This is a genomic window from Collinsella aerofaciens (assembly GCF_005844325.1).
In the GTDB taxonomy this organism is placed as follows: domain Bacteria; phylum Actinomycetota; class Coriobacteriia; order Coriobacteriales; family Coriobacteriaceae; genus Collinsella; species Collinsella aerofaciens_G.
In genome coordinates, this window is the sequence record NZ_SPFY01000024.1 from 20405 (window position 1) to 35325 (window position 14921).

The following is a 14921-nucleotide window of genomic DNA, read 5'->3' on the forward strand; positions in this document are numbered from 1 at the left end:
TGTCCATCGAAAACCAACTCCGTGCAACCCGTCGGCGCCTACGGCCGCTCGTTGGGGGCCAGGCGCTGCATCTTGTTCACGGCCTTGAACTTGGTGAACAGCGGCACGTACTCAAAGCTCACGTTGGAGTTCTCCAGGCCGTACCAACGCGCGGGCGTGCCGGCGGCGCGGCGAATGATGTACTTGAGCGTGATGGCCGTACGCTCGCTGGGCTCCACATCGCTTTCGGGCGCCAGAAGCTTACGGATCAGGACGAACTTGAACGTGCCGATGTTACCCGGATCCTTGTAGACCGAGTAGTCATGCGTCTGCGGCGGCAGCTCGCCGGTGGCAGCCAGGTCCTGAACAACCTGACGCAGGTAGGCATTGACGCGCTGGTTGATCTTGTAGCCCAGGTACAGGTGCACGCGGAACACGTAGTCGGTGCCGAACGTCTCGACCGAATAGGCAAAGGTGTGCGGTTCGTCCATGGTCTCGACATTCACGAACCACCAGGCGCGGGCACGCTTGGGATGCTTGTCCAAGATCGAATAGACGATATCGCGGTCGATGTAGTCGGTATGGGTGTCCTTGGTCAGGTACACGACGTTGTCACTCATGCGCTCGTAACGGTCGTCGTCGCGCAGGCGCTTGAGCTGCGGCAGGTAGCTGCGCAGCGGCAGCAGCGTAAACTGGCGCTGCTCGACCGCCGTGCCGTTGTACCAGCACACCATAATGCCCATGATGAGTGCAGCCATGAGGATGGTGAAATAGCCGCCGTGGAAGAACTTGGTGAGCGAGCTCACGAAGAAGAAGCCTTCGAGCAAAAGGAAGAAGGCCGCGAAGATCCACGGAGCAACCTTGAGCTTGCGCTCCTCGTGCAGGTAGAAGAAGAGCAGTAGCGTGGTGCACATCATAGTCAGCGTAATGGCAAGGCCGTAGGCGGCTTCCATATGCGCCGAGTTCTGGAACAGCAGCACCACGATGACGCAGCCCACAAGCATGACGTTGTTGACCATGGGGATGTAGAGCTGGCCTTTGGTCTCGGCAGGGTAGAAGACCTGCATGTGCGGCATGAGGTCCAGACGGCTGGCCTCGGACACCAGCGAAAACGCGCCGGTGATGAGCGCCTGCGAGGCAATGATGGCCGCGACGGTGGAAAGGCCAACGGCAAACGGGCGCAGGCCCGGGGCGAGCATCTGGTAGAACGGGTTGAGGTCGGCAATGCCCATGAGCTCGGGGTTGGCAGCGTTGTTCATAAGCCAAGCGCCCTGGCCCATATAGGAAAGCAGCAGGCAGCACTTAACGAACGGCCAGGTAGCGTAGATATTGCCGCGGCCGACGTGGCCCATGTCGGAGTAGAGCGCCTCGGCACCGGTGGTGGCGAGGAAGCAGCTGCCCAGAATCATGATGCCCGCGTGGTTGTTGGGGCTCAACAAAAAGGCGATGCCGCGGAGCGGGTTGAGGCACAGCAGCACGGCGGGGTGCTGTAAGACAAAGAACAAACCCGTGCCGCCCAGGAATAGGAACCACAGCGTCATGATGGGGCCAAAGGCGTGACCGATCTTGGCCGTACCGATGCGCTGTACCAAGAAGAGCACGATGATGATGGCGAGCGTAATGGCGACGACGCGGCCCTGGTCATCGCCCAGCACGGCATGAACCGCCGGGATAGTGCGCAGGCCCTCGATGGCCGTGGTAACGGTAACGGCCGGCGTCAGGATGCCGTCGGCGAGCAACGCGGCGCCACCCAGCATGGCGGGGATGATAAGCCACTTGCCGCAGCGCCTGACCAGGCTGTACAGGGCAAAGATGCCGCCCTCACCATGGTTATCGGCGCGCAGCGAGATGAGCACATACTTGATGGTGGTCAGCAACGTGACCGTCCACACGACAAGGGAGAGCGCGCCGAGCACGAACTCCTCCGTGACGCTTCCGATGCCGCCGTTGCCGGCAACGAGCGCCTTGGTTACATACATGGGGCTGGTGCCGATATCGCCGTACACCACGCCTAGCGTGACGAGCATCGCCGAGATGCTCACAGGAATCGCAGCGTGCGAGGCTGCCTCCTTGGCCTTTTGTTCCATAAGCCGGTTTCCTCCCAACTTTAATGTTCGAAGGGATTATAGGTAATCGGCCCATGTTTTAATGCACTGTTTTCCCAGCTAGATAAAGATTTATACAGTCTTTAGGCTACCGCGGCGATATGAAGTGTGACAAAGGGACTATCCCCTTGTCACATTCGTCATTTTCCGAGCCAGTTTTTGAACCACCACTCCATGGAGCGGCTCATCTCGGCCATAAAGGGGCTCGTGTGCTTGCGGGTGTAGATATCCACGACGCGCTCCCCCACCTCGCGGGCGTGCGGGCGAAACATCGCATCCATCTCGGCCACCTGCGCATCCATAGTCGCGGCATCCGCACGGCAGTAGCGCTCCTCGTGCACCAGGTTCACCACGGGGTGCGCGATTGCCGGGCGCTCCTTACGGGGCGTGCCGATGATGAGCATCGACAGCGGCATGGTATAGGGCGGCAGATCGAGCAGCGCGGCAACTTCCTCGGCGTTCTCGACGATGTCGCCGATATAGCAGCTCCCCAGCCCCAGGGCCTCGGCGGCAACCACGGCGTTTTGCGCGGCGATCACGGCATCCTGAGCCGCGATGGCAAAGTCGCCCAGACCCGGCGCGCGGCGGGGCGCCTTGCCCGTACGCTCGACAAACTCGGGCTCAAAGCAGCCCACGTGCTCAAACAGATCGATCCACTTGGCATAGTCGACCACAAATATAAGTGCCCAGGGCGCCTTGGCGATCATGGGCTGGTGGTCGCACAGGTCGGCCAGGCGGTCGAGCGTTGCCCGCTCGCGGACGCTCACGATGGAATACATCATCATGGCGCCCGCCGACGGCGCGCGGCTCGCCGCATGCAAGATCGCCGCCCGCTGCTCGTCGGTCACCGCCACGGGACGGTCGTCGTCATCACGCGCGAAGGCACGCGTGGACGAGCGGTGTTCCAAGATGTCCAGCGCCGCGTTGCCCGTAGTCTCGACCGGATAGCCGCCCGCGTCCACGCCCACAGCTCCGCCGCAGTACTCGGTGCCCGTCATACAAACCTGCTCGCCCATAGCTCTATCCTCGCTAATTCTTTAAGAAGCCTTTACGTTTCCGTGTAATTCCCGTCCATTATCGCGCAGGCCGCCACTACATTGCGCCACACCGCCACACGTGCGCGTTAATATGGCTGGTTGTTGTGCGCAGCCACCAATTGCAGCGCATATCTTGGTAACAATCGGGTAAACCTCCGCTTTCGTACGTTTTAGTTTGTGAGGAGTCTCAGCATGTTCGCTGCCGCCATCTCGCTCGTCGGTCTTGCGGCGACCGTCTACCTTGTCTTGCGCGAGGCCAAGGCCATTTGCGCTCAGTCGGGCACCGTTGCCAAAAGCGCTCTTGGGTGGAGCGTCGCCTTCGGCCTGTTCCAGCTCTTTTTGACCATTTGGGGCGCCATTGGCCTCGTCGCCCAAAACGAGCCGCTCGCCTTTGTGATGCTCATCCTGACCAACGCCATCCTCACCGGCTGCGCTTGGGCCAGCATCGCACGCGACCGCATCGCCCCGCGCGTCTTTGCGTTCGCCAAGCCCGACGCCCCCGCCCCCATCGGCAAGCTCGCCCGCCTGCGCGGCGCCTTTGTGGGCAAACCACTCGTCGCCGCCGTCCTGTGCCTGCTGCTCGCCGGCGTCTTTGCGCTGCTGGGCATGGAGGTCTCGTCCAACCACGACTTTACCTGGGTCTACCCCCTGTGCATCCTGCTCGAGTGGGCCATCATCACCGTGCTCATGGTCGGCCTGTTCTTCCTGTTCCAGCGCCACGGCGTAGCTCCCGCGGTCCTGGCCTTTGCCCTCTTTGTCCTGGGCATTGCCGAGTTCTTCGTCATCACGTTTAAATCCATGCCCATCCAGCCGGGCGACCTTTCGGCCATCTCCACCGCCGCCGCGGTCGCCGGCACCGGCTACACCTTCTCGATCTCACTGTTCTGCGTGCTGTCCATGGGCTTTACCGCCATCGCCATGCTGCTGTGTGAGTACGCCGGCCTGGTGGCACCGCACCGTCAGAAGGGCGCCGCCAACGCCAAGCGCATGCTGCTCACCAACCTGCTCGTCGCCGTACTGTGCCTGGGCGGCGTGACCGCGCATGTCACGCTCATCGACTACTACAACACCCTCGGCATCACCGTCTACACCTGGCGCCCGCTCGAGAGCTACTGGCGCGAGGGCTACCTGCCCGCCTTTATTAGTGCAGCGCAGTCCATCAAGCCGCCCAAACCCGCCGACTACTCCGTCGACGATGCCAAGGCCACGCTCAAAAAGTACGCCAAGGCCTACGACAAGTCCGACGCGGCCAAGAGCGACGAGCGCGCCGCCGCAAAGGAGCAGTTCGATAGCGAGAAGCCCACGGTCATCGCCATCATGAACGAGACGTTCTCCGACCTGTCGATCTACCAGAACATGCGCGCCGGCTACGAGGGCCCGCAGTACTTTAAGAGCCTGTCTAACTGCCTCAGCCGCGGCAAGCTCTACGTGAGCGCCTACGGCGGCGGTACCGCCAATACCGAGTTTGAGTTTATGACCGGCAACTCTATGGCCAACCTGGGCTCGGGCGTGTACCCCTACACCATCTACAACATGGAAACGACCGGTAATCTGGCAGAGCAGTTCAAATCGCTCGGCTATTCCACCACGGCCATGCACCCCAACCACGCGACCAACTGGAACCGCGAGAACGTCTACAAGGACTTTGGCTTTGACCAGTTCCTGTCTATCAACGATTTCCAGGGAGCCGACACCCTGCGCGGCATGGTGACCGACCAGGCTACCTACGACAAGATTCTTGAGCTGCTCGACCAGAACGCCGATCCGCAGTTTATCTTCGACGTGACCATGCAGAACCACTCGGGCTACGATACGGGCCTGCTGCCGGTCGACAAGCAGATGCACCTGAACATCGACACGACCGACCTGGACGCCAAGACCGTCGAGGACGGCACGCTATCCGATGTCGACGAGTATGTCTCGTGCATCGAGCAGTCCGACCAGGCGCTGCGCTACTTCCTCAACGCCTTGAGCAAGCTCGACCGCAAGGTGGTCGTGGTGTTCTGGGGCGACCACCAGCCGTTCTTCCCGTCCAAGTTCAATGACAAGTGGTTTACCGGCGAGGACGACGCTACGCATCAGGAGCGTCTGTGGCAGACCGACTACATCATCTGGGCCAACTACGACGTTGCCGGCTGCGACCAGACGAGCGAGGTCGACGACCTGTCCACCAACTACCTGTCCACGCAGCTTATGCAGCTGATCGGCGCACCGCTGACCGACTACCAGAAAGCGCACATGACGCTACGCGAGTCGCTGCCCGCCATCAACTCGGTCGGCTACGAGGACGCCAGCCTGCGCTGGGCGCTCTCCTCCAACGTCACCGGTGACGATGCCGCCGCCGCAGCCGCCACCAAGGCGCGCGAAGATTACGCCAAGATGCAGTACTACGAGATGTTCCGCGACGGCAAGAACGTGTACACCGAGCACTTCCAGACCGAGGCTAACGAGACCGACCCCAACCTGGCACCGGGTACGACCAAGATCAAGTAGCGAGCCTGTATCCCGGTTCGTCTGCCCGGACGGCGCGGAACGTAAGGTTCCCTGCTCGGACAGTCCTGCGCAAGACGAAGGCCACATTAAGTGGCCTTCTTTGCGTGCGGAACTCGCGATGAACCTTATATGCCTCCGCCTGGACAGACGCCCTGTTGTTGGAGCGCGGCTTGTCATGGGGGTATCCGCAACATATATAAGTTGAAGGCCACGTCTTGTGGCCTTTTTTGCATCCGGAAACCGTGTCCCAGAATTCACGTCCGGAGTGGGATGCAGTTTCCGCTTACGGCCCCGTTGGGAAACTGCATCCCACTCCGATTGCAAATTCCGGGTCGCATTTTCCACCAGAGCCCTCAACCGGAAACCGCATCCCATTCCAAAGGCAAATTCCGGGACACACTTTCCGAAACCCCATCCATCCGGAAAGCCCGTCCCACTCTGAATACATCCAGCGAACGCATGCGAGTGTGTCGTCCAGGACGGTCTCGTCATCGGGGTAATGGAAAATGTCACCCCAAACGCCTGCCACGGTTGCGCCTACAAGTGTCAAGAAAAAAGCCTCGAGAACTTCGAGGCTTTCACATTTGTATTGTTTTGCACGAAGGATCGCGGACGGCGAAGCTACTCGCCCAGCACGGCCTTCTTGGCGGCTGCGGCCATGTTGTCCAGGTCCTCCTTGGTAGGATGGTCCTTTGCGGCAACCCAGTTGTCGAGCAGCATCTTAAATCGGGCGTTGTCGGGATCTTGCTCGAGCATGGCCTCGTAGCGCTGCTTGACCGCAGGGCCCATCTTGCCCTGACACATCGCCCAGCCCGCAAGCTCGGCATCTCCAGCCAAATTGGAGGTCACGCGGTCGATAATCTGCTGGTAATAGCTCTGATCGGCCCCAAAGCCGCAGGTGCCAAACAGGAAGACGCGCTTGCCGTGCAAAGCGGAGAGCAACGCCGCGACCGAAGGCGTGCACGCGCCCTTGTCGCACCAAAAACCGACGAGCACCGTGTCGGCCGCGCAGGCGCCCTGCGCCTCGAGCGCAACCTGATCTGCATCCGCATCGTCGCTCAACGCCGCGGCATGGACAAACTCAACACCCGCAGCCTGCAGAGTGCGCTTGATCGCACCCGAAACCATCCTGGTATTACCGCTCTTGCTGTTAACCACCAAAGAGCACGTCATAGTCACGTTGCCTCGTATCCCCCAAAACTAAAGCCACTAATGCAATTTATTAGATGACTATCTTAGTACTAACGTGACAGATGTAAACCACCGTCTGTCGATTGATTAATTTGCCCCACGGGCTTGCTTACTGGGCAAACTGGCTGCGGTAGAGTTCGGCGTAGAAGCCGCCTGCCGCTAGCAGCTCGTCGTGCGTGCCGCGCTCGATAATCTGGCCGTCGCGCATGACCAGAATGCAGTCGGCGTTGCGAATCGTGCTCAGGCGATGCGCCACGACAAAGCTCGTACGGCCGGCCATGAGCTCGTCGAATGCCGCCTGCACCTGCAGCTCGGTACGCGTATCGATGCTCGACGTTGCCTCGTCCAGCAGCAGAATCGCCGGATCGGTGAGCATAACGCGCGCAATGCACAGCAGCTGTTTTTGACCCTGGCTAAACGTGCCGCCGTCCTCGCCGATGACCGTATCGTAGCCGCCTGGCAGCTGCACGATAAACTTGTGCGCATGCGCGCGCTTGGCAGCTTCGATAACCTGCTCGCGCGTGGCGTCGGGACAGCCGTAGGCGATGTTTTCCGCCACCGTGCCCTCGAACAGCCACGTATCCTGCAACACCATGCCAAAGGCATGGCGCAGGCTTGCGCGCGTGTAGTCACGCGAAGACCTGCCATCAACCGTGATGTGGCCGGCATCGATATCGTAAAAGCGCAGCAGCAGGTTGATGAGCGTCGTCTTTCCGCAGCCCGTGGGGCCAACAAGGGCAAAGCGCATGCCGGGCTTGGCCTCGATGCAGATGTCCTGCAGCAGCTTGCGGTCGGACACGTAGCTAAAGTCCACATGCTCAAAGGCGACCTCGCCCTGCGGGGCAGCAAGTTCCACGGCATCCGCCGCATCGGGCTCCTGCTCGCGGGCATCGAGCAGCGCAAACATGCGGCGCGCCGAGGCATACGCCGTCTGGATCTGCGTAATGACGTTGGTGACCTCGTTGAACGGCTTGGTGTACTGGTTGGCATAGGACAGGAAGATCTGCACGCCGCCCACCGTAAGCGCCGCGGGCACGCCCGTGATCACGCCCACGCAGCCGATCACAGCGACCACGGCATAGATGATGTTATTGATAAAGCGCGTGCCGGGGTTGGAGAGCGAACCCATAAACTGTGCGCGCTCGCCCGCGGTGTAAAGCTCGGCATTGAGGGCATCGAAGCGCTGCTGGGCGTTGGGACCGTAGGCAAAGGCGTCGACAAGCTTTTGCTCGCCTACGTACTCCTCGATATGACCACCGAGCTGCCCTTGAATACGCTGCTGTGCCGTAAAGCTTTTGTTGGAGAGCTTGGCAATAGCACCGGCTGCAAAAATGGAAAGCGGCGTGACGAGCACCACCACGAGCGTCATGGTCAGGTTGATGGAAAGCATAAACGCGAGCGTGCCCACGATGGTAATAACACCGGTAAAGAGTTGCGTGAAGCCCTGCAGCAGGCCGTCACCCACCTGGTCGACATCGTTGACCACGCGGCTCATGAGGTCGCCGTGAGCATGGCTGTCGATAAAGCTGAGCGGCATGCGGCTGAGCTTGTCGCTCGCCTCCACGCGCATGTCGCGCACCGTTTCGTAGGACAGGCGGTTGACGCAGTAGCCCTGCAGCCACTGGAAGGCCGCGGCTCCCACCACGACGAGCGCGAGTTTGGTGACAAGCGGCAGCAGCGCGTCGAAGTCCACCTGCCCGACGGCAACGATCAGGTCGATGCCCTCGCCGATGAGAATGGGCGTGTAGAGCTGCAGAATCACGGAGATGGCGGCACTCACAAACGACGCAACAAACGAAATGCGATGCGGACGAACGTAGCCCATCAGACGGCGAGTCACCGCACCCACGGGATAGCGCTCGGGGTCGCCGGGCTGGCGCGGACCGTCGCCCAGGTCGTTGAGGTTATCGTTACCGGACACGTTGGCCGTCATCGTGGCGACCGAACCGGAGGAAGTGTACGGATTCATTTAGCAGCCCTCCTTTGCGCAAATGGATGCCGGGGCAGTCGGGGCGGACGCGGGGCTTAGGGTGGACGCGGGCGCCGGAGTGGGCGCGGGCGCTGTGCTCCCCCGCTGGCCCTCAAGCTCCTCGCGGCGCAGCTGCGACTGGCAAATCTCGCGATAGAGCCGACAGGTCGCATAGAGCTCGTCATGTGTGCCCAGGCCGGCAACCGAGCCGTGGTCGAGCACGCAGATCACGTCGGCATCGCGCACGGTCGAAACGCGCTGGCTCACAATCACCGTGGTCAGCGGCAGCCCGCCCTTGGCGGCACCGCGCATGCTGCGCTCGCGAATGGCATGGCGAAGCGCCGCGTCGGTCTTAAAGTCGAGCGCCGACGCGGAGTCATCCATGATCAATATCTGAGGCGAACCAACCAAGGCACGCGCGATAGTCAGGCGCTGACGCTGGCCACCGCTAAAGTTCTTGCCGCCCGCCTCGACCGGGGCGTCTAAGCCCTGCGGCTTGTTGCGCACGAACTCGCTGGCCTGCGCCATGTCGAGTGCCACCCAGAGCTCCTCGTCGGTCGCAGCTTCATCGCGCCAGGTCAGGTTGCTGCGGATGGAGCCGCTCACCAGCGATGCGCGCTGCGGAACGGTCGCGACCACACGGCGCAGCTGGTCGAGCGGCCAGGTGCGCACGTCGACGCCCATCACGCTCACGCTGCCGGTGCTCGCATCGTACAGGCGCGGGATGAGCGAGACGAGCGTGGACTTGCCGCTACCCGTACCGCCGATAATGCCGAGCGTCTTGCCCAGCGGGAGTTCCAGCGTCACATCGTTGACAGCATTGGCCGCGCCAGCGCCAAACGAGAAGCTCGCATGGCTCAAGCTCAGCGCGGGAACTGAAGCGACATTGCCCGGCTTGGGCAGCGCGACCGGCTGGTTGCCCTCGTCAGCGATGCCCGGCACGCAATTGAGCACCTCGTTGATACGCGACGCGCTGGCGCTCGCCTTGGTAAAGACCACGACCAGGTTGGCGACGTACACGATGGAGGTCAGGGTCTGCGTCATGTAGTTCACAAACGCCATGACCTGGCCCTGCGTAAGCTCGCCCACGCTGACCTGGATGCCGCCCACCCACAGGATGGCGCACACGCCCAGGTTCATCACCAAAAACGTGACGGGGTTGAGAATCGACGAGAGCTTGCCCACCGCGATGGCAGTATTGGCCTGGTCGTCGGCGGCCTGCGCAAAGCGCTCGCGCTCGTGATCTTCGCGCACGAAGGCGCGAACCACGCGGGCGCCCGAAAGGCCCTCGCGGCAGATAAGCGCGATGCGGTCGAGCTTTGCCTGCAGCTGCTTGTAGTACGGAATGCAGCGCGCCATGACAACCCAGAACACCAGGCCAATGGCGGGCGTGCAGATCAAAAAGATGATGCCGAGCTTAAGGTCGATGGCAAGGGCCGCGCACATGGAGCCCACCGCTAGAAAGGGCCAGCGGATGAGCATGCGCACGCCCAGCGCCACAGCGAGCTGGACCTGGTTAACGTCGTTGGTAATGCGCGTGATGAGCGACGGCGTGCCAAAGCGGTCGAGCTCGGCATAGCTCAGCTTGTTGATGTGCTGGTAGAGTGCGCCGCGAATGTCAGTACCCATGCCCTGCGAGGTGAGCGCCGCCATCTTCTGGCAAACAAGCGTAAACGAGATGCCGATTACAGCCATGGCGGCGAGCACCATGCCGTAGCGGACGACGGCACTCACGTCGTGCGCACCGATACCTTTATCGATCATCTGGGCAATCACCAGCGGCGTCAGCAGGTCAAAGATCACTTCAATCAACTTGCACGCAGGGCCAATCACCATATACCGGCGAAACTTACCACCAAAACGCCTGAGCAGCTCAATCATAAAAAGGCGCTCCCTATCATCATCTCAATTCAATCTGATTCATGATAGTACGGAGAACCCTGGAGATGCGTAAGCAACTCGTTACAGATGTAAGGGCAACGGTCACTAGCGCCCAAGGCACGTAGCAGCCGATGTTTTGGCAACGCCAGCGAGCGGCATAACGCCGGGGATTCAATTATCAGATAAATGTGACCCTTCAGGCGGTTTTGGTCGGCTACCCGCGGGTGCCGGCAGGGCGCTTGGTAGTCGAGCGATCCCGCAGGCGAAGCCGAGGACCAGCGAGACACCAAGCGCCCTGCCGGCACTCGCGGGTAGCCGCGGCACCAAAAAACGCCTGCGCACTCGATGGATTCGGATGCCCGACAGAGGCTCCTTATGGCTGCTTCCTTCCGGACCTGACCAGATTCGGAACATGTCGTCATCCGAACCCATCGAACGCGCTAGGCGCTCGATATATCTTACCCGCTCCCGCCCGATGGGGCAAGGTAGCTAATTTGGGACGGGGCTTTTTGACTACTTGGGCAATCAGATCGACAGGTAGTCAAATAAGCCCCGTCCCAAAAAGACTGGTCTGCTGCCGTGCCACAAAAGGGGCCTATCTACTACGTTTAGGCCGCAGGGGTCAACCATAGCCGGCTTTTTCGAAAATCGGCAAGCTTTCTACCTGCGGTTTTAATTTCACAAAATCCGGGATGGTCAAGGGCGCTCGGCTAAACGTAGTAGATGGCCGCATTTCATGGCGGACGGTCCGACCCAAGGCCCAAGGCGACCAGCCTCGGATAGCCATTCTCGAAGTTGCGGTGGAATAGTTCCTGTTTTTGCCGCCTGAGCCGCCAAACAGGAACTATTCCACCGCAACTTATAGGGAGTTGGGTTTTAGAGGCGGGCGAGGTCGTAGGCTTGGGCGGCTGCTTCACCGGCGCAGATGAGGTTGGTTGTGGCTTCCTGGGGGTCGAGCGCTTGGTCAAGAGGCATGGGCCTGCGGCAGACCGGCAGGACCAAGTCGATGCCCTGACCATACACCGCATCCAAATTATCCGCACGACCGCCCACGACGGCGACTACCGGCTTGCCATAGCGATTGGCACGGCGGGCCACGCCCACCGGCGCCTTGCCGGCAGCGGATTGCTCGTCCATGTTGCCCTCGCCTGTAATGACCAGGTCGACATCGCGCACGCGCTCGTCAAACCCAATCAGATCGAGCACCGTCTCCACGCCCGAACGCAACTCAGCACCGAGCGCCAGCAGCGCGGCGCCCAAGCCACCTGCCGCGCCCGCGCCAGGCACGCCGAGCACCGAGCCAAATGTCCGCACGCCCTCGGGCACGCGCAACAACCCCTGAGCCCGCACCCCGGTAATCGCCGCATCGAGCAGGCGGCCGTAGCCGACCATCCAACTGTCGTACCTGCCCAGCGCTTCGACATCGTCTGTCGGCAGGCCCTTTTGCCCGCCAAACACTGCAAGTGCCCCACGACGCCCCACGAGCGGGTTCTCGACATCAGAGAGCACGACGATACGCGCGCTATTCAGCGCCCGAAGCGCCGGTGCCAAATCGATACTCGCCACCTGCTCAAGCCCCGCGAGACCAGGGGCGACATCGCAGCCCTGATCATCGACCACACGCGCGCCCAGCGCCTGCAGCATGCCGGCGCCACCGTCGTTGGTGGCACTGCCGCCCAGACCAATATAGATAGTCTTTGCCCCAGCACGAACCGCTCGAAGCATGAGCTCGCCCACGCCATAGGTCGTAGCGGCCAACGCCGCCGGCTCTGTGCAAGGCGAATACCCAATACCCGCCGCCTCGGCCATCTCGATTACAGCCGACTCGTACTCGCCGTCCACCAGCATCCGGGCAGACACACAGTCGCCCAGAGGGCCTGCGACTTCACATGCCACGACCTCACCGCCGCACGCGGCAACGGCATCGAGCGTTCCCTCGCCGCCATCCGCCAGCGGCAGCGCGCTTACCTGGGCATCGGGCCACACGCGGCGCACACCTTCGGCAACGGCCTCCTCCGCCTGCGCGCTCGAAACGCTGCCCTTAAAGGAGTCGATCGCCAGCTGCACACGGCGGGGCCGGCGGCACGCGGCACCAAAATCGACCGCCCCAACGGCAGTATCTTCGACACCCGCAAGCGCCTCGGCGTGGGCGGTATGCGCCTCAAGATCGGCCCCACAACCGCAGCCAGCACCATCGGTGCCACGCAGCCCACTAAAATAACCGCTCAGCACCGCGCGGCACTCGTCTGCCAGCACGCCGGCGGTCACATTAAACCGATGATTCAGGCGCGAATCGGCATTGAGGTCGTATAGCGACCCCAGAGCGCCCGCTTTAGCATCAGCCGCGCCGTACACGCAGCGCCCCACGCGCGCGTTAACCATAAGCCCCGCGCACATGCAGCAGGGCTCGAGCGTCACGTAGACCGTACAATCGGAAAGACGCCAGCGTCCAAGCGACTGAGCGGCGGCGCACAGGGCCGAAAACTCGGCATGCGCCGAAGGATCCTGGTCGAGCTCGCGGCGATTATGCGCCCGCGCGACAATCTCGCCGTCGCGCACCACTACGGCTCCGATGGGCACCTCGCCCACCGCAGCGGCGGCGCGCGCCTCGGCCAGCGCCTCACGCATGAACTTCTCATCGATTTCGGTGATCGTCATCGTTCGCCTTCCCTGTTGCAAATCCAAAACGATGCTATCATTACGACTCACGGAGAGATGGCAGAGCGGTTGAATGCGGCGGTCTTGAAAACCGTTGAGCGCGAGAGCGTTCCGGGGGTTCGAATCCCCCTCTCTCCGCCACTCCTAGTGATGCACCGGTGTCATGGTCCGCTCAAACAGTGCATCGACCACATCGGCTATCTCAGGTCGACGCTCAAGATCGTGGCCCGATTCCCACCATATCGTGAAAAGTCGAATAATACCGCCGGCGACAAACTCAGACGTCGTCTCGAGTGACACGGGGGCCAGGGCATCCTCGGCAAGCACGTTCATCACACGCTCGCGGATGGAGCGGGCAATGCGGTCGCAAATAACGTTGGTCAACATGCCCGACATGCTGCTTGCCAAAATGTTATCCATGAGCCGCTCGTGCGCCAGAATCAAATCCATGGCATCGTCCAAAATCGCGTGCCGAAGCGCGCGCACGTCCTCGGCAGATACCGCGCCGGCCTCATCGGGCTGTTTTTGCGGCAAGCCCGACATGAGCTCATCGATATAAAAGGCAAAGTAATCGTTCTTGTCGCGAAAGTGCTTGTAGAACGTCGTGCGGCGAATCATGGCGCGGTCGCACAGCATGGCAACCGTCAGGTCCTCAAAACGATGCTCCTCGAGAAGCTCGGTAAAGGCATCGAACAGGGCGCGGTAGGTTTTCTTGATGCGAAGGTCCACTGGTATCGCCATCCTCAGGGCAAAGACAACACTCGTCAATCTGTCGCATATCTTACACCTGTACCTCGCGCGCTTTGCCCCGGTGCCAACCCCGCCGAAAACACAACGCTTACCGGAAAGTTCGGCACGACAAAACGTTGCGGGTATACTAGTAGCGTTATACCAACGGCAGCTGGCGCATGCCGCCGCGGCCATTCGAAACGGAGACATCATGCTTCCCGTCATCATCGGCATCGTTGTTGTCATTGTGATTGCCTGCGCCATCGCCGGCATCTACAACAACATGGTCACCAAGCGTAACCGCATCGATAACGCCTGGCAGAACATCGATACGCAGCTGCAGCGTCGCAACGACCTGATCCCCAACCTGGTCGAGACCGTCAAGGGCTACGCCAAGCACGAGCAGGAGACGCTCTCCGCCGTGATCAGCGCGCGTAACACCGCCGTCAAGGCCACCACGCCCGAAGCCAAGATGGAAGCCGACAACGTGCTGACCGGTGCGCTGCGTCAGCTCTTCGCCGTAGCCGAGGCCTATCCCGATCTTAAGGCAAACACCAACTTTACGCAGCTGCAGGCATCGCTCGAGGATACCGAGAACAAGATTAGCTATGCACGCCAGAGCTACAACGATTGCGTGCTCAGCTACAACAACGCCATTCAGACGTTCCCGGCTGTCATCTTTGCCGGCATCTTCCAGTTTAAGGAGCGCCAGGGCTTCGAGGCCGCCGAAGCAGCCCGCCAGGCCCCGACCGTCAAGTTCTAGTAGTTTGACAGCGCATCCTTAATCGGCCAAATGCATAAACCGCCCCGTCGAATGCATACTTTGAACTGCCTCCCATTTCTTGGACACGAGAAATGGGAGGCTTTTTATGCGTATCG

General features: G+C 61.2%; 9 protein-coding genes, 1 tRNA gene and 1 other RNA gene. 3 read left to right on the top strand and 8 right to left on the bottom strand.

Annotated elements, in window-relative coordinates; genetic code table 11:
• Positions 1–38 precede the first annotated feature (38 nt).
• Both FGQ61_RS07725 and FGQ61_RS07730 read right to left on the bottom strand, forming a co-directional pair.
• A complete protein-coding gene (locus FGQ61_RS07725) occupies positions 39–2066 on the bottom strand; it encodes a KUP/HAK/KT family potassium transporter (RefSeq protein WP_138113527.1) in 2028 nt (675 codons plus the stop codon).
• 158 nt (positions 2067–2224) lie between these two features.
• On the bottom strand, positions 2225–3100 hold the full coding sequence (locus FGQ61_RS07730) for a nitroreductase family protein (protein ID WP_138375137.1): 876 nt from the start codon (positions 3098–3100) through the stop codon (positions 2225–2227).
• Between the two features lie 213 nt (positions 3101–3313).
• Here FGQ61_RS07730 and FGQ61_RS07735 point away from each other — a divergent pair, with 213 nt between their 5' ends.
• Positions 3314–5614 carry an LTA synthase family protein gene (locus FGQ61_RS07735; protein ID WP_138375138.1) on the top strand — a complete coding sequence of 767 codons (2301 nt, stop codon included), beginning with the start codon at positions 3314–3316 and terminating at the stop codon, positions 5612–5614.
• A 621-nt stretch (positions 5615–6235) separates the two neighbouring features.
• Here the strand turns inward: FGQ61_RS07735 and bilS are convergent.
• From bilS to tadA, 5 genes are all read right to left on the bottom strand, one after another.
• A complete protein-coding gene (gene bilS / locus FGQ61_RS07740) occupies positions 6236–6787 on the bottom strand; it encodes a flavodoxin family protein BilS (RefSeq protein WP_055286269.1) in 552 nt (183 codons plus the stop codon).
• 127 nt (positions 6788–6914) lie between these two features.
• On the bottom strand, positions 6915–8774 hold the full coding sequence (locus FGQ61_RS07745) for an ABC transporter ATP-binding protein (RefSeq protein ID WP_138375139.1): 1860 nt from the start codon (positions 8772–8774) through the stop codon (positions 6915–6917).
• Positions 8775–10655 (bottom strand): ABC transporter ATP-binding protein, encoded by a 1881-nt coding sequence (locus FGQ61_RS07750; RefSeq protein WP_229025948.1) that lies wholly within the window; start codon positions 10653–10655, stop codon positions 8775–8777.
• A gap of 339 nt (positions 10656–10994) precedes the next feature.
• Positions 10995–11090, bottom strand: an RNA gene (gene ffs / locus FGQ61_RS07755) — signal recognition particle sRNA small type.
• Positions 11091–11531: 441 nt separating this feature from the next.
• Complete coding sequence (gene tadA, locus FGQ61_RS07760; RefSeq protein WP_138375140.1) at positions 11532–13313, bottom strand: tRNA adenosine(34) deaminase TadA; 1782 nt, start codon at positions 13311–13313, stop codon at positions 11532–11534.
• 51 nt (positions 13314–13364) lie between these two features.
• Between tadA and FGQ61_RS07765 the strand changes: the two genes are divergently transcribed.
• A tRNA-Ser gene (locus FGQ61_RS07765) sits at positions 13365–13454 on the top strand.
• Between the two features lie 3 nt (positions 13455–13457).
• Here FGQ61_RS07765 and FGQ61_RS07770 read toward each other — a convergent pair.
• A complete protein-coding gene (locus FGQ61_RS07770; protein WP_052044212.1) occupies positions 13458–14042 on the bottom strand; it encodes a TetR/AcrR family transcriptional regulator in 585 nt (194 codons plus the stop codon).
• A 211-nt stretch (positions 14043–14253) separates the two neighbouring features.
• Here FGQ61_RS07770 and FGQ61_RS07775 point away from each other — a divergent pair, with 211 nt between their 5' ends.
• Complete coding sequence (locus FGQ61_RS07775) at positions 14254–14805, top strand: LemA family protein (protein WP_171021549.1); 552 nt, start codon at positions 14254–14256, stop codon at positions 14803–14805.
• Positions 14806–14921: the final 116 nt, after the last annotated feature.